The organism is Oricola indica (assembly GCF_019966595.1).
In the GTDB taxonomy this organism is placed as follows: Bacteria; Pseudomonadota; Alphaproteobacteria; order Rhizobiales; family Rhizobiaceae; genus Oricola; species Oricola indica.
This window is the reverse complement of the sequence record NZ_JAINFJ010000006.1, coordinates 45614-62500: the sequence shown is the minus strand read 5'-3', so window position 1 is coordinate 62500 and position 16887 is coordinate 45614. Positions and strand designations below refer to the sequence as shown.

Genomic DNA, 16887 nt, shown 5'->3' with positions numbered 1-16887 from the left:
AGCCGAGGAGATCGTTCGCTCCACCGCCGCGATCCTCACCGACGGATCGACCCAGGTCGCGTCGCTGCATTATGTCGATCCACTGCGCTTCGGCGTCGACGATCCGACATTGGCCGCCGGCATCGGCCTCGCTTCGGCCGCCCGGATCATTCCGCAGAACATGTCGGTCTCGTCGATGCAGCACAACAAGACCGGCAAATACCCGGTCTTCGAGGAAGACCTGCTCGAGATCACCTCAACCGAAGACATTGGCGAAGTGCTCGATTCCACCGGCTACGGGCTGGCGGGTTCTATGGCGGAGGCAATCGAGACTCTTCTCAAGACCAAGGATCTGAAATCAGGCCATGCCGTTCGGCTGGGTCTGCAGGAGACCGCGGAGGGGCGCGAGATCGTCCGCGCATCGGTCTATGACGGCTCGAACCATGAATTGACCATCGCGCTCAACGATCGCCGCCAGTATGTGCCCGCACCTGAGCCCATCGATCCGGGGATCATGGACGAGCGCGGCGAAGAGGTTGCCGTTCCGGTCATGATCAGCCGCGACCTGCCTTCGGCTTACAATGCGATCTACCGTTCGGTGCTTTCCTACGACCTGCCGGAAGAAATGGCGGCGCAAGTCGTGCGCATGGTCGCATCCGACGTCGATTTCCAGTCCGCGATCAAGCCGAAGGACCGCCTAGAACTGTTCTTCTCCCTGCCCGAAGAAGGCGCCGGCGGCGACGATGGTTACGAGCTTCTCTTCGTGGAAGCCAATTTCAACGGCAACGACAACACCTATTACCGCTTCCGCGCATCCGACGGCACAGTCGACTACTATGACGAGGAAGGCCGCAGCGCCCGCCAGTTCCTGCTTCGCAAGCCCGTTCCGAACGGCAAGTTCCGTTCGCCCTTCGGCATGCGCCGCCACCCGATTCTCGGCTATTCGCGCATGCACTGGGGCGTCGACTGGGCGGCACCGCGCGGCACGCCCATCATCGCGCCCGGCAACGGCGTGGTCAAAAAGGCCGGCTGGTCGAGCGGCTATGGCAAACAGACGATCCTGCGCCACGCCAACGGCTACGAGACCTCCTATTCGCACCAGACACGCTTCGCCAAGGGCATCAAGCCAGGCGTGCGCGTACGTCAGGGCCAGGTGATCGGCTATGTCGGAACGACGGGCCTGTCGACCGGTCCGCACCTTCACTACGAAATGCGGGTGAACGGAACGCGCGTCGATCCCATGCGCGTGCGTCTGCCCAAGGGCAGCGTCCTGGCCGGCGCGGATCTCGAAGCCTTCAAACGCGAACGCGACCGCATCAACACGCTGTTGAAGAAGGGCGGCGACGACGGAACGGTCGTGGCCCAGATAGCCGGATAGGCAGGTCCGTTCGGACACCATCCTAATCGTGAAGTCATTCCACCCCGGATCGAAGCCTTCGCACCTCGTGAAGCGCCCATTGCTCCCGAAAAGAAAACCCGCCAGGGCGAACCGTGGCGGGTTTCGGGAATTCGGATAGTCGGCGTTTTTCTACAGCGCCTTTTCCAGTTCCGGCAGGACGTCGAAGAGGTCTGCGACGAGGCCGTAATCGGCGACCTGGAAGATCGGGGCTTCCTCGTCCTTGTTGATGGCGACGATGACCTTGGAGTCCTTCATGCCGGCCAGGTGCTGGATCGCGCCCGAGATGCCGCAGGCGATGTAGAGGTCGGGGGCGACCACCTTGCCCGTCTGACCAACCTGCCAGTCGTTCGGCGCATAGCCCGCATCGACGGCCGCACGGCTCGCACCCACCGCGGCGCCAAGCTTGTCGGCAACCGGCAGGATCACTTCCTCGAACTTCTCGCTCGAGCCGAGAGCCCGGCCGCCCGAGATGATGATCTTCGCGGAGGTCAGCTCCGGACGGTCGCCGCCCGACAGTTCCGTCGAGACGAAGGAGGACAGTCCGGGATCCGCCGGCGCGGAAACATCCTCGACCGCCGCCGAGCCGCCCTCGCCCGCCGCGTTGAAGGAGGCGGTGCGCACGGTGATCACCTTTTTCGCATCCGTCGCCTGCACCGTCTGGATCGCGTTGCCGGCATAGGTCGGACGCTTGAACGTGTCGGCGCTTTCGACCGCGATGATATCGGAGACCTGCATCACGTCGAGCAGGGCAGCCACGCGGGGCATGGTGTTCTTGCCATTGGTCGTCGCGGGCGCAACGAAGGTGTCATAGCCGTCGGCCAGCGACACGATCAAAGCGGCCATCGGCTCTGCCAGTTGCTGTTCCAGCGACGCGTCGTCGGCGAGCAGCACTTTCGAGACGCCGTCCAGCTTCGAGGCGGCATCGGCCGCCGCTTTCGCGTCCTTGCCCGCGACCAGTACATGGATGTCGCCACCCATCTCCTTGGCAGCGCTCAGCGCCTTATTCGTCTGGTCGGAGAGCGTTGCATTGTCATGTTCGGCAATCAGAAGGATTGTCATTGGTTTTTTCTCCCCGTTCTCAGAGCACGCCGGCTTCGTTCTTGAGCTTGTCGACAAGCTCGTTCACGTCGGCGACCTTCACACCCGCCTTGCGGCCTTCCGGCTCCTCGGTCTTGAGGACCTTCAGACGCGGCGCGGTGTCGACGCCGTAATCTCCCGGCGCCTTCTCGTCGAGCGGCTTCTTCTTCGCCTTCATGATGTTCGGCAGCGATGCGTAGCGCGGCTGGTTCAGGCGCAGATCCGTCGTCACGATCGCCGGCATCTTGATCTCGATCGTCTGCAGGCCGCCGTCGATCTCGCGCGTCACCTTCGCGGTATCGCCCTCGATAACGACCTTCGACGCGAATGTGCCCTGCGACCAGCCGAGAAGCGCGGCCAGCATCTGGCCCGTCTGGTTGGCGTCGTCATCGATCGCCTGCTTTCCGAGGATCATCAGACCCGGCTGTTCCTCCTCGGCGACGCCCTTCAGGATCTTGGCGACCGCCAGCGGCTCCGTCACGTCGTCGGTCTTGACCAGGATGCCGCGGTCGGCGCCCATGGCGAGCGCCGTGCGGATCGTCTCCGCCGCCTGCGCCGGGCCGATCGACACCGCGACGATTTCCGTCACCGTGCCCGCTTCCTTCAGACGGATCGCCTCTTCGACGGCGATCTCGTCGAACGGGTTCATGCTCATCTTCACATTCGCGAGCTCGACGCCAGAGCCGTCGGCCTTCACACGAACCTTAACGTTGTAATCGATAACCCGCTTAACAGGCACCAGGACTTTCATTGCAGTTCAACTCCCGTTCCGGTTTCGCCATCTGCATACCAGATGGCCATCGCGCCACTTGCGCAAACTCGACATTTCTCGTCGGCAGGGGAATGCCGGTTTCCGAAAGGCCGGGCAACCCCTCCCCTCCGACGTAAAACGATTTTATCGATTAAATAATTGACGTTTACGTCAACGTCAATGCCTTCAATGGACCTCGATAACGCACCGTTTGGTTACTTATCAGCACATGCGCGAGCGATCAACTGCGTCCCCAGCTCGGCGGTCGCGGCGTCGCAGACTTCCTGGAATTCGCCTCCGCCTCGGCCAGGTCCACAGCCCTCGGCGTGGCGATCGTGCGATCGAAAATCGGCACGCCCCGCCGCTTGAACAGGAAAACGAGCACCATCCCGGCGACGACGCCTCCAAGATGCGCGGTCCATGAAACGCCCTCGGTCGGATAGATCACGATGGCGGCCGCCTGATAGGCGATCCAGACCCCCAGCGGAATCGCCGCCGGAAGCCGCAACGGAATCCGCCCGAATGCGAGCACCCAGATACGCACCTTCGGATGCAGCACAAGATAGGCGCCGATGACGCCGGATATCGCGCCGGATGCGCCGATCAGGGGCGATGTCGATTCCGGCTGGAGATAGCCATGCGCCAGCGCGCCGATGACCGCGCAGGCAAGGTAGAAAACCAGGAAGCGCAAATGCCCCATCGCGTCCTCGACATTGTCCCCGAACACCCAGAGGAACAGCATGTTGGAGGCAAGATGCATGAAATCGGCATGCAGGAAGGCATAGGAGACGAGCGACAGCTCTTCCGGAATGTAGACGATGTTCGACGGCAGCTCCGCAACATCGTTGACCACTGCCGGTATGTAGCCGAAGGACACCGTCGCGGCCTCGTAAGCCCCCGGCACGAGACCGAGATTCACGATGAGATAGACGAGGACATTGAGCCCGATCAGCGCGAGCGTCACATATTGCAGGGCGATATGCTTGAGATTGTTGGCGTCGTGCAGGGGAATGAACATGAACCGGCGACGCCTTTCTTTCCGGAACGCTTCAGCGGTTTTCGCCGGGCGTCCACAGAACGTCCCGCGCGCCATTGTCATTGACGACACGCGCCGCCACGAAGAGAAAATCCGAGACGCGATTGATGTATTTCAGCGCTTCGGGATTGACGTGTTCGCCCGGCCGTTCGGCAAGTTCCACCATCAGCCGCTCGGCCCTTCGCGACACGGTGCGCGCGAGATGGAGCGCGGCCGCCGCGGGCGATCCGCCCGGCAACACGAAGGACCGCAGCGGCGACAGGTCGCGATTGAGCGTGTCGATATCGGCCTCGATGCGCTTGACCTGGCTCTCGACGATCCGCAGCGGCTCGTATTCCGGCGGGGTTTCGGTTTCCGGCGTGGCGAGATCGGCGCCAAGATCGAACATGTCGTTTTGAATGCGCGCGATCATGCCGTCGACAGGCCCCTCCATCGCGCTGGTGTGGATGCGAACCATGCCGAGACACGCATTGGCCTCGTCCACTGTGCCGTATGCGGCGACCCTCGGATCGTATTTCAGTCGCCGCTCGCCCGTGCCGAGCGCGGTCGTGCCGTCGTCACCCGTCTTTGTGTAGATCTTGTTGAGAACAACCATATCGCCTGATCAACCCGCACCGTTCGATCGAGCGATGTAGAGGCCAATGACGATCACCGCAACCGCGATGAACTGCAGGAACACGCGCAGCTGCATCATCTTGTTCGAGAAATTGCCGTCGCCGTCGCGCATCAGATTGCGCAGGCCGACCATGAGCACGGCGACGACCGCCAGCATGATGACAAATGCGAGAAAGAACATAGCACTGGACATAATATTGCAATCCGGCCGGTGTCGAGACCCGGCTCTCCGTTAACGCCCATTTATCTAGGTATTGCGCGCCACAAGTCGATAGAAAAACCCCGCCGGCAGGAGCCATTTCCCGAAAGCCCCGATCCGCGCCTGCCGCGTGACGAGGTAATGCGGCCTCGGCCTGTCGGCGGTCAATGCGTGCCGAAGCGCGTCCAGCACCCATCCGGCGGCCCGGCCGCCGTCATCGGGCGTCCCGCCGGCCTCCAGCTCGGCGATGCGTTTCGCATAGGCATCCGCATGAACGCTGTTTTCGATGTCGATATGTTTGCGCGCGAAGGCAAGCGCGTTCGATGCAAACCGCGAGGGAACCGGTCCGGGCTCGATCAGCGAAACGTGGATGCCGCTTCCCTCGAGTTCCATCCGCTGGGTCAGCATCAGGCCTTCCAGCGCGTATTTCGATGCGACATAGGCACCGCGCATCGGTGCAGGCACCAGCCCGAGAATCGAGGAGCAATGCACGATCCGGCCATGACCCTGCTTCCGCATCGCCGGAACCGCCAGCCGCGTCAGCTCATGCCAGCCGAACAGATTGACCTCGAATTGCTCGCGAAGCGCCGAAACCGGCAGATCCTCGACGGCGCCGGGCTGCGCATGCGCGCCATTGTTGAACAACGCGTCCAGCCTTCCGCCCGTTTGCGCCATCACGGCCGCAAAGGCACTTTGGATCGAATCGGTTTCCCGGTAATCGAGATAGAGTACGTCGAGACCCGCATCGGCCAGTTCCACCAGATCGGCTTTCCCGCGGGCGGTCGCGAAGACGCGATAGCCTTCTTCATGCAACCGCAATGCGCAATGCCGACCGATGCCTGAAGAGCATCCGGTGATCAGAATCGTCGGTTGAGGAGGCAATGTGATCTCGCCGGTCTCTTTCACTTGAGAGCGCTTTCCCATATTCGTTCGCGCAAGACAACGAGACCCGCAAGGCATGAAGCGCAAACTGACAGCAATCAGGCACATCCTTCAGGATGCGTTCGGTCATTTCAACGCGACCGATGGCTGGGCGCTTGCCAGCCATGTCGCCCTGTCGGCGGTGCTCGCCATATTCCCCTTCCTGATCTTCGCGACGACGCTCGCCGGCTTCCTCGGCGCGGAGCGTTTCGCCGAAACGGCCGTTCACCTCGTATTCGACACCTGGCCGGAACGCATCGCGTCGCCAATCGCGCGGGAGGTGGAGAACGTCCTGACCGTCCAGCGTGGTGGCCTCCTCACCATCTCCGTTCTCGCCGCCGCCTTCTTCGCGTCCAACGGCGTGGAAGCGCTGCGCGTCGCGCTCAACCGCGCCTACCGGGTTTCCGAGACGCGCTCGATCTTCCTCATCCGCCTGCAAAGCCTCGGATTCATCATTGTCGCGACCTTTGCCATCATGGCGATCAGTTTCCTGCTTGTCCTTGCGCCACTCGCCTTCCGCATCGCGCAGCAATGGATGCCCGGCATCGAGGCCGTATCCATCTCGATCGGGTTCTGGCGATTCGCCATCGCGCTGGTTGTGCTCGTCACCGGATTGTTCGTCGCCCACAAATGGTTGCCCAATGGCCGGCGCAGCTTCGCCTCGCTTGTTCCCGGCATCGTACTGACCCTCGCCGCCTGGGTCCTGGGGGCGATCCTGTTCGCGAGCTATCTCGAGAGCTTCGCCACCTATGTGACGACCTATGCCGGACTGGCGTCGATCATGATCGCGCTGGTTTTTCTCTACATTATCGCCGCGATCTTCATTCTCGGCGCCGAAATCAATGCCGCGATCATCCGCCTGCGCGAGGCGCGATCCCTCATGGCGTTGGCCGCGGAGAGCCGTTCAAAGCCGCGTTGAACGTCCGAAACGCCGCAATTTGAGCGATTCTTCTAAATCGGCCTTAATGCGCCTTACCTTAAGGAAGATCTACGACCGTGAAAAAACGGCGGAGGCTGACATGTTCGCCGCGTTCGACAATACGACCCTGACTTTCTTCGGCATCGCGCTTGCCGTCGGCACCTATTTCCTCGGCGCCGCGACAGACAACGTGATGGGCGCCGACGGATTCGGCGCGTTCAAGAACACGATCATCCTGATTTTCGGCTCGGTCCTCGGTCTCTTCGCGATCGAACACATGCAACTGCCGATCCACAACGTCGCCCTGCGCAGCCTGGCCTGCGCCGTCGGTGCGTTTTCGGCGCTCGCCCTGCTCGCCATGTTGAAGGCATTCGCCCGGCGACTGCATTACTAGAGCGCTACAGCCCTATCATCCTGCGGATATCCTCCGGCGTCGCACCGGCTGCGCGCAGCGACTGAAGGCTAGTGTCGCGGTTGCTCTTCGACAGTTTGCGCCCGTCTTCCGCCAGCACCAGATCGTGATGGAAATAGCGCGGCCGCGGCAGACCCAGGAGATCCTGCAGCAAGACATGGACCGATGTCGCATGAAACAGGTCGCGACCGCGCACCACATGCGTCACCCCTTGCAGGGCATCGTCGAGCACGACCGACAGATTGTAGCTGGTCGGCGTATCGCGCCGTGCGAGGACAACGTCTCCCCACGCCGCGGGATCGGCGGAAACCGGTCCGCTCTGTCCGTCGGGGCCGCTTCCCTCCTCGATCCATTCGGGCGCTTCTCCGCGCCAGGCCAGCGCACGCTCCATATCGAGCCGGAGCAGATAGGGCGCGTCGTCGTCTCCGCACTCCTCGCGGCTGCCCGGATAGAGCGGTGCGCCGTCTGGATCGCGCGGCCAGGGCGTGCCGGCCGTTTCATGTGCCTCGACGAGCCGGCGTATCTCCGATCGGCTCAGATAGGCGCGATAGACAAGCCCTTCCGCTTCCAGCGCATCCAGCGCCTTTTCATAATCGGCGAAATGCTCCGACTGCCGCCGAACCCGTTCTTCCCATGACAGGCCAAGCCAGGCGAGATCGTCCAGCATCGCGCGCTCCAGCGCTGGCGAACAGCGCTCCGTGTCGATATCCTCCACGCGCAAGAGAAACCGTCCGCCTGACTCGCGCGCCATCTCGAAATTCAGGATGGCCGAATAGGCATGCCCCAGATGCAATGCACCGTTGGGGCTCGGGGCGAAACGGAAAACGGGCCGGTCGTCGGTCATGGAGGCGTGCGCGGACATGGTTCGCCAGATTAGTAGAAACTGCGCGCCCGGGACGCAACGTCACGCGCCGATAAGCGGCCGCGCGGATATCGAAAGAGGGCTGTCCTGCCTGCGCGCCGCCGATCCGCGACTGGAAGCCGTGATCGCGCAATCCGGGGAAGTCCCCCTGCGGCGCACCGAGCCCGGATTTTCCAGCCTCGCCTCGATCGTCGTGTCGCAGCAGGTCTCGCGGCAAAGCGCCGATGCGATCTGGGGCCGGCTGACAAGCTTGATCGATCCGCTGGATCCGGAGCGTTTCCTCGCCGGCGGCGAACCGAGCTGGCGCGAGGCCGGGCTTTCCCGCCCCAAGCAGCGCACCCTGGTCGCGATTTGCGACGCCGTGATGTCCGGCGGCCTCGATCTTGAGCATCTGTGCCGTATAGACGGCGACGACGCCATGCGCGAGCTGACCGCGATCAAGGGCGTCGGGCCATGGACGGCCGAGGTCTATCTGCTTTTTGCGGCGGGGCACCCCGATATCTTCCCGGCCGGCGACATCGCGCTTCAGGCCGCCGTCGGCGAAGCGCTCGGGCTTGCCCGCCGGCCGGCCGTCGCGGAATTGCGCGCAATCGCCGAATCATGGGCGCCCTGGCGCGGCGTCGCGGCGCGGCTTTTCTGGGCTTTCTACGCCACGCGGCACGCACGCGCCGTCATGCCGTGACAGTGAGCAAAATACAAACTTATGATTTTTCAGGATTTTTCCTGAAGGCGCACTTTTCAACGGGATGCTTCACAAGCATGTCATAACGCGCTTACTATATGTCCGCAGTTCTATCGTGATGCGAAGAGGTGAGCCTTGACGATTGCGGTTTCGCCGGACAGCCTTCCGGCGCTCGTGCTTAACGCGGACTACCGTCCGCTGAGTTATTATCCCTTGTCGCTCTGGTCCTGGCAGGACGCGATCAAGGCGGTGTTTCTCGACCGTGTGAATATCGTCGCCGAGTACGATCACGAGGTCTCCTCGCCGTCATTCGCCATGCGGCTGCCCAGCGTCGTCTGCCTCAAGAGCTATGTCAAACCCTCCGCCTATCCGGCCTTCACGCGCTTCAACGTTTTCCTGCGCGACAAGTTCGAATGCCAGTATTGCGGCTCGCCCGACGACTTGACCTTCGACCACCTCATTCCCCGTCGCTTCGGCGGACAGACCACGTGGGAAAACATCGTCACGGCGTGCTCGCCCTGCAATCTGAGGAAAGGCGGCAAGATGCCGCGCGAATCGGGCATGCGGCCGCACCAGATGCCGTTCCAGCCCACGGTGCACGACCTGCACAATAATGGCCGAAGTTTTCCGCCCAACTATCTTCACGAAAGCTGGATGGATTACCTTTACTGGGATGTCGAGCTGGAGCCTTGAGGAAGGTCTCCGGCGTTTTTGTTTGTGCGCACTAGCGCTTGATCAGGACCGCCCGGAGCGCGACCGCACCGAGCGCCAGGCTCGCCAGCACATTCCAGCCCGCAAATGACAATCCGAGGAAACGGCCGGCCGCCTCGTCGCAGGATGGCGGCTTGACGGTTTCCAGCGCGCCGAGCAGGTCGCCGGCATCGGTTGTCAGCCCGCTTGTCGCCGACGTGCTGCAATCGGCCGGACCGGCCCACCAGTGCCATTCCACCCCGGAATGATAGACGCCGAGATAGAGGCCGTAGGCCATCAGCGCGGCAACGATCAGCAAAAGCCCCCGCGCGATCACCGGGTTCCATTTCAGGCCCGAGGCGACCGCCGCCATCAGGGCGACCGGAATACCGGCATAGTAGGGAACGCGCTGGGCGAGGCAGAGCTTGCAGGGAACGAACCCGCCAATATGTTCGAAGCCCAGCGCGGTGCCGACCACGACTGCCATCGCCACGGTCAGGAACAGCGCCGACTGGAAAAGTACGGGCCGGTTAGCGGTCTGGGCCATCGGGGTCTCCGGTTTGGAAAGGCGCGTCGTGGCTTACCGCATCGCGCGAGATTGGACAAACCAATCTGCGCGACACTGTGTTCAAGTTGCGGCAACGCGCATCCTGATCCAGTCGATGAGGAAATAGACGACCGTCGGCCCGCCAACGACCAGCGCCAGGACCCAGGCAAGGCCGATCAGGAGGCCGAGTATGACGAAGACGCCGTCCCTTTCGATCAGCCCCGCCGACGTGATCGCGACACCGATGCCGGGCACCGTGTTGGTCAGCGGCAAAGGCACCAGAATCGACAGGCTCGGTATCAGCAGGAGGATGCCGAGAATGCGCATGCCGCCTGCATCCGTCAGTCCCGTCAGCCGGGGATGGGCGAGCCGCTCCAGCCATCCGGCATAGCGTTTGACCTGCGCCGTGATCTGCAACATCCCGCGGACGGGAAGCTTCCTTGCGCGAAACTTTTCCGGAAGCCAGGGCGAGCGGCGGCCGCTGGCCATCTGCCATGCAAGAAACGCCATCGGAAGCGCCACGATCTGCGGCAGCAGGTAGATGAAGGGCAGGCAGCATGGCAATGCGAGGATGAGCAGGAGCAGCGCGAAGGCCCGCTCCTCCATGGCGTCGCTCAGCGCACCGAGGGCGATATTGCCGTCATCGTCTCTTTCGGCCGCATGCAGGATATGCTCGATCTTGGCGAGCGCGCCGCGCGGGGCGTGGCTGGCATCTGTCTCCTGATGAACGGACACGGTATGGGACTCCCGGTTGCGGCATGAGGCTCAGGCATAGCTTTAGACCGCAATTGATTGCCAAACAATTTCGGCGTGGCGTCACGACGCAACCCGCCTTGACGCGGCTCTGGTACGCCAATAAAGCTCGAAATCTATCAGGCGTTGCCCCTCTGGCGGAATTGGTAGACGCGCGGGATTCAAAATCCCGTTCCTTCGGGAGTGCCGGTTCGATTCCGGCGGGGGGCACCACAGCCATTCTACAGGCTGTTTGCGCCATCCGAGACAACCACCTGAAATCTCCGACACCCCCTCTTTCACGCTCGCCATCTCGGCAATTTGCGTTGCGCCCATTCGCGATACGCGCACTATGGGGCGTATCGGCGAAGAACCACCACACCCGGTTCTTGCCGACACGCAAACGGGGACCTGCATGAACAACGATCAGAATGCGCTCATTGCGGCCGGAACCGTCCTGACCGGCTTCGCACCGCAGGACGCGCCGGAGGGTTTGTCCGATGCCGCCATCCTGGTGCGCGACGGGACCATCGTCGAGATCGGACCAACCGATCAACTGACCCGCCGCCATCCGGATCTGCCGCGCCATGGCGGGCCTGAGTTCATCGCGCTGCCCGGCTTCGTCAACGGCCACCATCATTTCGGCATCACCCCGCTGATGGCCGGCGTGCCCTTCGCGCCGCTGGAATTCTGGCTGCCGCGTTTCCGGGCGATGCGCGGCGTCGGGCCTCGCTTCGACACGCTCTATTCGGCCATCGAGATGCTCGAAAGCGGCACGACCACGGTCCACCACATAAACAGCGGTCTCGTCGGCACCCCGGACAACTGGGAAACGACGACCGATGCCATCCTGTCCGCCTATGACGAAATCGGCATGCGCGTCTCCTACTCCTTCATGATGCGCGACCGGAACATCCTGTCCTACGAGGACGATGCGCAGGTTCTGGCCGCATTGCCGGACGATCTCCGCGACTGGATCGCCCCCCAGCTTTCATCTGCCGCCACGCCGACGCGCGACTACATGGATTTCTTCACATCGGCGAAGACCCGTTATTCCGAACGCTCCACCGTGCGGATGAGCCTCGCCCCCGCCAATCTGCATTGGTGCAGCGACGACAGCCTGCAGACCATCTTCGAAACCGCCAGGCAGCACGGCGCGAGCGTCCACATGCATCTCCTCGAAACCGAGCGGCAGGCGCGTTTCGCCGAAACGCGCTACGGCCACACCGCCATCGAACATCTGGCCGCGCTTGGCTGCCTTGGCCCCGAACTCACGCTCGGTCACGGCAACTGGGCGACCGAGGCGGATCTCGACCTGCTGGGAACATGCGGCTGCATGATCTGCCACAATGCGAGTTCGGGACTGCGGCTCGGAAGCGGCATCGCGCCCGTCAACCGGATGCGGGAGCGCGGCATCCCGGTCGCGCTCGGCATCGACCAGTCGAACATTGCCGACGACCGCGACATGACAGTGGAAATGAAGCTGGTCTGGGCGTTGCATCGCGAGACCGGCCTCTTCAACGACCGGCCGGACGCCGCCGCCGTGCTGCAAATGGCGACCGAGACCGGCGCGCGCTCATGCGGCTACGGCAAAGTCGCCGGACGGCTGGAGCCCGGCATGGCGGCCGATATCGTTTTGCTGCGCCGCTCCGAAATCGAAAGACCCTATGTCTCGCCACGCACACCGCTCGCCGAAACGATCCTGCACCGGGTGACGAAATCGGCTGTGGACCAGGTCTTCGTGGCCGGCCGCAAGGCCGTCGAGAACGGTCGCGTGACGGGCATCGACCGCGACGCGGTCCTGCGCGAGATATCGGAGAGACTGGCGGTGCCCGAAACGCCCGCGGAAGCCCGCGACTGGGACATGGTCAACGCACTCGTCCCGCATCTCGAAGCCTTCATCCGCGCAACGGGCGTCGTGTCGGAACACACCCCGTACCGCTACAACAGCTTCCATCCCGAAGGTTAGAGCCCGAGCGCGCGGTAATGGTCGTTGATCGCGCCGGCCGTCGTCCACCAGACGCGGCTGTCGGACTTGTCGCGCAGGTAAGCGAGCGCCCGTTCCAGATGCCGGAACCGGTGCGGCTGGCCCATCAGATAGGCATGCAGCGCAACACCCATGACCAGCGGACGACGTTCGCTTTCCGCCAGCATGACCTCGAACGCATCGATGATCATGTCCGCGAATTGCGCGCCCTCATGCTTGCGGCCGACAATCTGCGGGATGTCGTTCAGTTCCTGCGGATAGGGAACCGACAGGATGCGGCCCTTGCGCGTCGTCATCCAGACCGGCTGGTCGTCGTGGCACCAGTCGAGGAGATAGTCATATCCCGCTTCCTGCAGCAGGTCGGGCGTCGTGCGACTTTGCGAAATCCAGGGGCCGAGCCATCCCTTCGGCTGCCGCCCCTCATGCCGCGTCAGCGCCTCGGTCGCCTCCGCGATCAGGCCCGCCTCGTCCTCTTCGGCCAGCACACCCTGCATCTCCGCATTGCTGCGCCCGTGCCCCGCGATTTCGTCACCACGTTCCCGGAAAGCGGCAACCACCTCGGGCGCCGTCTCGTACATCTGCGAATTCACCAGCGCCGTAACGGGGATGTCCAGCCGGTCGAACAGCTCGATCATCCGCCAGACGCCGACGCGATTGCCGTAGTCGCGCCAGGCAAAGTTGAGAACATCCGGCTGCGGCCCGCCATCGCTCAGCGTCGCGCCGAGCCCTTCGCCAAAGGCGAAGCATTCCAGGTTCATCCCGACATAGACCGCGAGCCTTTTGCCGTCCGGCCAGCAGAAATCCGGACGCGCCGTGATCGGCGAGAACGGGTAGCGGCCGTGATCGGCAAGCGGCATCGTGGTGGTCCTTGTCCTGACAGGGCGGCACCCGGAACGGGCTTTGACACGGCGTCGATTCAACCCTCCGCGAGAAAGCCCGTTGCGCCGATCGCAGTCAAGCCGGTCGGTATCCGGCCGCGCCGGTCAGACGGAAGCACCATGCGGAAGAACGAAGACGGAGCCATCCGCCGGCACACGGCTGACCGACAGGTCGCATTCATAGACCGCGCGCAGATTGTCGTCGGTGAGAACCGCTCCGGGAGCCCCTTCGGCATGCACCCGCCCGTCCTTCAGAAGGACCACGCGGTCGGCATACATGGCGGTCAGGTTCAGATCGTGCAGGATCGCCAGCACACCGCCGCCCTGCAGCGCGAAATCGCGCGCCACGTTCATGATCTGCAACTGGTGGCGGATATCGAGGCTCGACACCGGCTCGTCAAGAAAGAGGTAGCGCGCCTTGCCGTCGAGGACCGGCTCCCAGACCTGGCAAAGGACGCGCGCAAGCTGTACCCGCTGCTGCTCGCCGCCGGAGAGTTCCTGATACATCCGCCCTTCGAAGCCGGAAAGATCGACCCTTTCGAGGGCCTCCGCGACATTCGCTCGCCCGGTATCGGCGACGCCTTCGCGCGTGCCGAGCTGCACGATCTCGCGCACGGTGAACGGAAATGACAGGCTGGACGATTGCGGCAGCACGCCGCGCATCGCGGCGAGTTCCCATGGCCGCGTCCGCGCAATGTCGATGCCGTTCAATTCCGCCCGACCCGAATAGGAAATATCGCCGGACAAGGCGCGCATCAGCGTCGTCTTGCCCGATCCGTTCGGCCCGATCACGGTCACCAGCTTTCCGGGCGGCGCGGCCAGGTCGATGCCCTGCAGGACCCGGGTCTTTCCGAGCGAAACCTCGATATTCTGGGCGTTGAGCATGGCCGGCCTAGAGGTCGAGGAGGCCGCGCTTGCGCAGCAGGATCCAGAGGAAGAAGGGCGCCCCGGCCGCGGCGGTGATGATGCCGATCGGCAATTCGGCCGGCGCCACGATCTGGCGTGCGATCGCGTCGGCGAACAGCAGCAGCACCGCCCCGAGCAGGGCCGAGGCCGGCAGCAGGAACCGGTGATCGGGACCGATGGCGAGACGCAGCAGATGCGGCACGACGATCCCGACGAAACCGATCCCGCCGGAGACCGCCACCGATGCCCCCGTGGCGGCGGCCACCGAAATGACCGCGAGATTCTTGAAGCGCTGCACGTCGATGCCGAGATGCCGAGCCGAGGCCTCGCCGAGCGCGAGCGCATTGAGGCTGCGCGCCATGAACGGCATGGCGATGAGGACCGGCAGGATCAAAGGCGCGGCCATCAGGCTCTTGGTCCATGTCGCGCCGGCGAGCGACCCGAGGCCCCAGAAGGTGAGATCGCGCAATTGCGTGTCGTCGGCCCAGAACACCAGCACGCCGGTAAACGCCCCCGCGAGCGCGCCAAGCGCGATACCGGCCAGAAGCATCGTGGCGACCGAGGTGCGCCCGTGGCGGGTCGAAATGCGATAGAGCATCAGCGTGGAGACGAGACCGCCCGAAAACGCCGCGAACGGGATGCCGTAGATCCCGAACAGCGATGCGACCGGCGCCAGTACTCCGGCCTGAAGCACGATAAAACTCACCGCGCCCAGGCCAGCGCCCGCTGAAACGCCAACGAGACCGGGATCGGCGAGCGGATTGCGAAACACGCCCTGCATGGTCGCACCCGAAACGGCGAGCGCCGCGCCGATCAGAACGCCGAGCACGGCGCGCGGCAGGCGGATCTCGAAAACGATCACACGATCGGTCAGGTCGAGCGCGCCCCCGCCAAGGCCGACCGTCTCGCGAAACACCTGCCAGGCGGACGTATCGGATGCGCCGGATGCGAGGCTGAAGAAGAAGGTCATGACGAGGACCGCGACGAGCGCGGCGAGCACCGCGCGCGCCAGCGCGGAGCGGTCTCCGTCGTGCCGGTGGTATGTCCGCGCCGCGGCCGGCGCCTCAGTGAAGCTCATCGCCATAGAGTGCCTCCGCGAGATCGAGCGCGGCATTCGCGGTCCGAGGTCCGAAGCCCAGAAGATAGAGACCGTCCATGCGAATGATCGCGCGGTTTTTCGCCGCCTCGGTCGGCTTCAGGCCCGGCTGTGAAAACACGGCGTCATCGTCGCCGCCATGGTTGCCGCCGCGATCCATCATCAGAATGACGTCGGGATTGGCGGAAATGATCGCTTCGTCGGTCAACTGCTTGTAACCCTCGAATTGGGTAATGGCGTTGTCCGCTCCCGCGAGCTTGAGGATCCCGTCTGCGGCTGTTCCGGTACCGGAAGCGAGGATCCGGCCACCCTGCGTCGACAGGATGAAGAGCACGCGCTTGCGCCTGTCGATGCTGCTTGTCATGGCAGCCAGACGCTCGAATTCCGAAGCGATAGCCGCGCGCAGGGCATCGCCCTTTTCGGTTGCGTCCAGGGTCTCGGCAACCACGCGGATCGCCTCGCCTATCCCCTCGGCGGAGAAGCTGTCCGGCACCTCGACGAACTCGACGCTCGCCGCTTTGAGAACCTCGATGGCCTCCGGCGGCCCGCTTCCCTCACGCGCGAGAATCAGATCGGGCCTGATCGAAAGAACGCCTTCCGGCGCGAGCGCGCGCATGTAGCCGACATCCGGGAGGTCTTCCGCTTCGGGCGGATAGGAACTGGTCGTGTCGCGACCGACGAGCCTGTCTTCCTCGCCCAGAGCGAAGACGATTTCGGTCACCGCTCCGCCAATGGACAGAACCCTCTGTTGCTCCTCGGCGGCAAACGCCGGTCCCCGGAGCATGAGAAGGGCGACGATCCCGGCGAAGCAGGCCGCCATCAGGAGCCTGCCGCTTGCCCGTTCGCGGCGTAAAAATTTCTGCATGGGTGCGCTCATTGGTTGCCGTTCCTGGCCCGAAAGTTGCTGATCGTGGTGATGGATGTCCGCCGGTGATGCGAAACAGAGGCGAAAGCCGCCGCACTCACTTGTTGAGGATCAGTTTGCCCTGGCGCGTGATCTTCAGCCTGTAAAAGGCCCCGTCGTGATGGATGCCGATTTCTGTGGTGCCCTTGAACAATTGCCCGCTGTCATAGACCGGCTTGCCGCCGCTCAAGGTCTTTTCTTCCGGTTTCATGGTGTCCGTGCGCGGCGCGCGGCCGTCCTGCTTTGTCATGTGCATCGGTCTGTCGATTTGAGAGGCCTGGCTGGCTGACCGCTG

Annotated in this window: 20 protein-coding genes and 1 tRNA gene (1 of these 21 running past the window's edge); 7 read left to right on the top strand and 14 right to left on the bottom strand. The window is 63.6% G+C overall.

Features of this window, described 5'->3' with window-relative positions; genetic code table 11:
• Positions 1-1357: the 3' portion of a M23 family metallopeptidase gene (locus LC343_RS16015; RefSeq protein ID WP_223478174.1), read on the top strand. Its footprint begins 620 nt before the window's first position; the window shows 1357 of its 1977 coding nt (coding positions 621-1977); its start codon lies beyond the left edge, outside the window; the stop codon is at positions 1355-1357.
• A 150-nt stretch (positions 1358-1507) separates the two neighbouring features.
• On the opposite strand, the gene LC343_RS16010 is transcribed toward LC343_RS16015, so the two are convergent.
• The 6 genes from LC343_RS16010 to LC343_RS15985 all read right to left on the bottom strand — a co-directional run bounded on the left by LC343_RS16010 (position 1508) and on the right by LC343_RS15985 (position 5980).
• Positions 1508-2437: an electron transfer flavoprotein subunit alpha/FixB family protein gene (locus LC343_RS16010; protein WP_223478173.1), complete on the bottom strand. Its 930-nt coding sequence runs from the start codon at positions 2435-2437 to the stop codon at positions 1508-1510.
• A 19-nt stretch (positions 2438-2456) separates the two neighbouring features.
• A complete protein-coding gene (locus LC343_RS16005; RefSeq protein WP_223478172.1) occupies positions 2457-3206 on the bottom strand; it encodes an electron transfer flavoprotein subunit beta/FixA family protein in 750 nt (249 codons plus the stop codon).
• A 241-nt stretch (positions 3207-3447) separates the two neighbouring features.
• Positions 3448-4224: a rhomboid family intramembrane serine protease gene (locus tag LC343_RS16000; RefSeq protein WP_223478171.1), complete on the bottom strand. Its 777-nt coding sequence runs from the start codon at positions 4222-4224 to the stop codon at positions 3448-3450.
• A gap of 31 nt (positions 4225-4255) precedes the next feature.
• Positions 4256-4837: a cob(I)yrinic acid a,c-diamide adenosyltransferase gene (locus LC343_RS15995; protein WP_223478170.1), complete on the bottom strand. Its 582-nt coding sequence runs from the start codon at positions 4835-4837 to the stop codon at positions 4256-4258.
• 9 nt (positions 4838-4846) lie between these two features.
• Complete coding sequence (locus LC343_RS15990; RefSeq protein ID WP_223478169.1) at positions 4847-5050, bottom strand: twin transmembrane helix small protein; 204 nt, start codon at positions 5048-5050, stop codon at positions 4847-4849.
• Between the two features lie 54 nt (positions 5051-5104).
• On the bottom strand, positions 5105-5980 hold the full coding sequence (locus LC343_RS15985) for an SDR family oxidoreductase (protein ID WP_428982577.1): 876 nt from the start codon (positions 5978-5980) through the stop codon (positions 5105-5107).
• A 34-nt stretch (positions 5981-6014) separates the two neighbouring features.
• Here LC343_RS15985 and LC343_RS15980 point away from each other — a divergent pair, with 34 nt between their 5' ends.
• Positions 6015-6896 (top strand): YihY/virulence factor BrkB family protein, encoded by an 882-nt coding sequence (locus LC343_RS15980; RefSeq protein ID WP_223478167.1) that lies wholly within the window; start codon positions 6015-6017, stop codon positions 6894-6896.
• Between the two features lie 100 nt (positions 6897-6996).
• The gene (locus tag LC343_RS15975; protein WP_223478166.1) at positions 6997-7290 is read left to right on the top strand and encodes a hypothetical protein; all 294 of its coding nucleotides are present in this window, start codon (positions 6997-6999) and stop codon (positions 7288-7290) included.
• A 4-nt stretch (positions 7291-7294) separates the two neighbouring features.
• On the opposite strand, the gene gluQRS is transcribed toward LC343_RS15975, so the two are convergent.
• On the bottom strand, positions 7295-8152 hold the full coding sequence (gene gluQRS, locus LC343_RS15970; RefSeq protein ID WP_223478165.1) for a tRNA glutamyl-Q(34) synthetase GluQRS: 858 nt from the start codon (positions 8150-8152) through the stop codon (positions 7295-7297).
• Positions 8153-8168: 16 nt separating this feature from the next.
• On the opposite strand from gluQRS, the gene LC343_RS15965 reads away from it, so the two are divergent.
• Entirely contained in the window at positions 8169-8852 is a 684-nt protein-coding gene (locus tag LC343_RS15965) for a DNA-3-methyladenine glycosylase family protein (protein ID WP_223478164.1), read from the top strand.
• A gap of 135 nt (positions 8853-8987) precedes the next feature.
• Positions 8988-9545 carry an HNH endonuclease gene (locus tag LC343_RS15960; RefSeq protein ID WP_223478163.1) on the top strand — a complete coding sequence of 186 codons (558 nt, stop codon included), beginning with the start codon at positions 8988-8990 and terminating at the stop codon, positions 9543-9545.
• A 31-nt stretch (positions 9546-9576) separates the two neighbouring features.
• On the opposite strand, the gene LC343_RS15955 is transcribed toward LC343_RS15960, so the two are convergent.
• Both LC343_RS15955 and LC343_RS15950 read right to left on the bottom strand, forming a co-directional pair.
• A complete protein-coding gene (locus LC343_RS15955) occupies positions 9577-10089 on the bottom strand; it encodes a disulfide bond formation protein B (protein ID WP_223478162.1) in 513 nt (170 codons plus the stop codon).
• Between the two features lie 81 nt (positions 10090-10170).
• A complete protein-coding gene (locus LC343_RS15950; protein WP_223478161.1) occupies positions 10171-10824 on the bottom strand; it encodes an exopolysaccharide biosynthesis protein in 654 nt (217 codons plus the stop codon).
• Positions 10825-10970: 146 nt separating this feature from the next.
• Between LC343_RS15950 and LC343_RS15945 the strand changes: the two genes are divergently transcribed.
• Positions 10971-11055 (top strand) — tRNA-Leu (locus tag LC343_RS15945).
• A 181-nt stretch (positions 11056-11236) separates the two neighbouring features.
• Positions 11237-12790 (top strand): amidohydrolase family protein, encoded by a 1554-nt coding sequence (locus LC343_RS15940; protein WP_223478160.1) that lies wholly within the window; start codon positions 11237-11239, stop codon positions 12788-12790.
• On the opposite strand, the gene LC343_RS15935 is transcribed toward LC343_RS15940, so the two are convergent.
• The 5 genes from LC343_RS15935 to hemP form a co-directional block, all read right to left on the bottom strand.
• Positions 12787-13665, bottom strand: a complete 879-nt coding sequence (locus LC343_RS15935) for a polysaccharide deacetylase family protein (RefSeq protein ID WP_223478159.1) — start codon at positions 13663-13665, stop codon at positions 12787-12789. The two genes, LC343_RS15940 and LC343_RS15935, sit on opposite strands and share 4 nt — an antisense overlap.
• 126 nt (positions 13666-13791) lie before the next feature.
• Positions 13792-14571, bottom strand: coding sequence for a heme ABC transporter ATP-binding protein (locus LC343_RS15930; RefSeq protein ID WP_223478158.1), 780 nt, complete (start codon positions 14569-14571; stop codon positions 13792-13794).
• 7 nt (positions 14572-14578) lie between these two features.
• On the bottom strand, positions 14579-15676 hold the full coding sequence (locus LC343_RS15925; protein WP_223478157.1) for a FecCD family ABC transporter permease: 1098 nt from the start codon (positions 15674-15676) through the stop codon (positions 14579-14581).
• A complete protein-coding gene (locus tag LC343_RS15920) occupies positions 15657-16553 on the bottom strand; it encodes a heme/hemin ABC transporter substrate-binding protein (protein WP_223478156.1) in 897 nt (298 codons plus the stop codon). Before LC343_RS15920 ends, LC343_RS15925 begins: the two co-directional genes overlap by 20 nt.
• A gap of 97 nt (positions 16554-16650) precedes the next feature.
• Positions 16651-16848, bottom strand: coding sequence for a hemin uptake protein HemP (gene hemP, locus LC343_RS15915; protein ID WP_428982576.1), 198 nt, complete (start codon positions 16846-16848; stop codon positions 16651-16653).
• Between the last annotated feature and the right edge of the window lie 39 nt (positions 16849-16887).

Excerpts from the sequence above, each read along its gene's own strand:
- gluQRS (WP_223478165.1), bottom strand. The coding sequence starts at position 8,152 with ATGACCGACGACCGGCCCGTTTTCCGTTTCGCCCCGAGCCCCAACGGT.
- LC343_RS15925 (WP_223478157.1), bottom strand. The coding sequence starts at position 15,676 with ATGGCGATGAGCTTCACTGAGGCGCCGGCCGCGGCGCGGACATACCAC.
- LC343_RS15935 (WP_223478159.1), bottom strand. The coding sequence starts at position 13,665 with ATGCCGCTTGCCGATCACGGCCGCTACCCGTTCTCGCCGATCACGGCG.
- LC343_RS15955 (WP_223478162.1), bottom strand. The coding sequence starts at position 10,089 with ATGGCCCAGACCGCTAACCGGCCCGTACTTTTCCAGTCGGCGCTGTTC.
- LC343_RS15965 (WP_223478164.1), top strand. The coding sequence starts at position 8,169 with ATGGTTCGCCAGATTAGTAGAAACTGCGCGCCCGGGACGCAACGTCAC.
- LC343_RS15940 (WP_223478160.1), top strand. The coding sequence starts at position 11,237 with ATGAACAACGATCAGAATGCGCTCATTGCGGCCGGAACCGTCCTGACC.
- LC343_RS16000 (WP_223478171.1), bottom strand. The coding sequence starts at position 4,224 with ATGTTCATTCCCCTGCACGACGCCAACAATCTCAAGCATATCGCCCTG.
- LC343_RS16005 (WP_223478172.1), bottom strand. The coding sequence starts at position 3,206 with ATGAAAGTCCTGGTGCCTGTTAAGCGGGTTATCGATTACAACGTTAAG.
- LC343_RS15985 (WP_428982577.1), bottom strand. The coding sequence starts at position 5,980 with ATGGGAAAGCGCTCTCAAGTGAAAGAGACCGGCGAGATCACATTGCCT.
- LC343_RS15975 (WP_223478166.1), top strand. The coding sequence starts at position 6,997 with ATGTTCGCCGCGTTCGACAATACGACCCTGACTTTCTTCGGCATCGCG.
- LC343_RS15920 (WP_223478156.1), bottom strand. The coding sequence starts at position 16,553 with ATGCAGAAATTTTTACGCCGCGAACGGGCAAGCGGCAGGCTCCTGATG.
- LC343_RS15990 (WP_223478169.1), bottom strand. The coding sequence starts at position 5,050 with ATGTCCAGTGCTATGTTCTTTCTCGCATTTGTCATCATGCTGGCGGTC.
- LC343_RS15930 (WP_223478158.1), bottom strand. The coding sequence starts at position 14,571 with ATGCTCAACGCCCAGAATATCGAGGTTTCGCTCGGAAAGACCCGGGTC.
- hemP (WP_428982576.1), bottom strand. The coding sequence starts at position 16,848 with ATGCACATGACAAAGCAGGACGGCCGCGCGCCGCGCACGGACACCATG.
- LC343_RS15995 (WP_223478170.1), bottom strand. The coding sequence starts at position 4,837 with ATGGTTGTTCTCAACAAGATCTACACAAAGACGGGTGACGACGGCACG.
- LC343_RS16010 (WP_223478173.1), bottom strand. The coding sequence starts at position 2,437 with ATGACAATCCTTCTGATTGCCGAACATGACAATGCAACGCTCTCCGAC.
- LC343_RS15980 (WP_223478167.1), top strand. The coding sequence starts at position 6,015 with ATGAAGCGCAAACTGACAGCAATCAGGCACATCCTTCAGGATGCGTTC.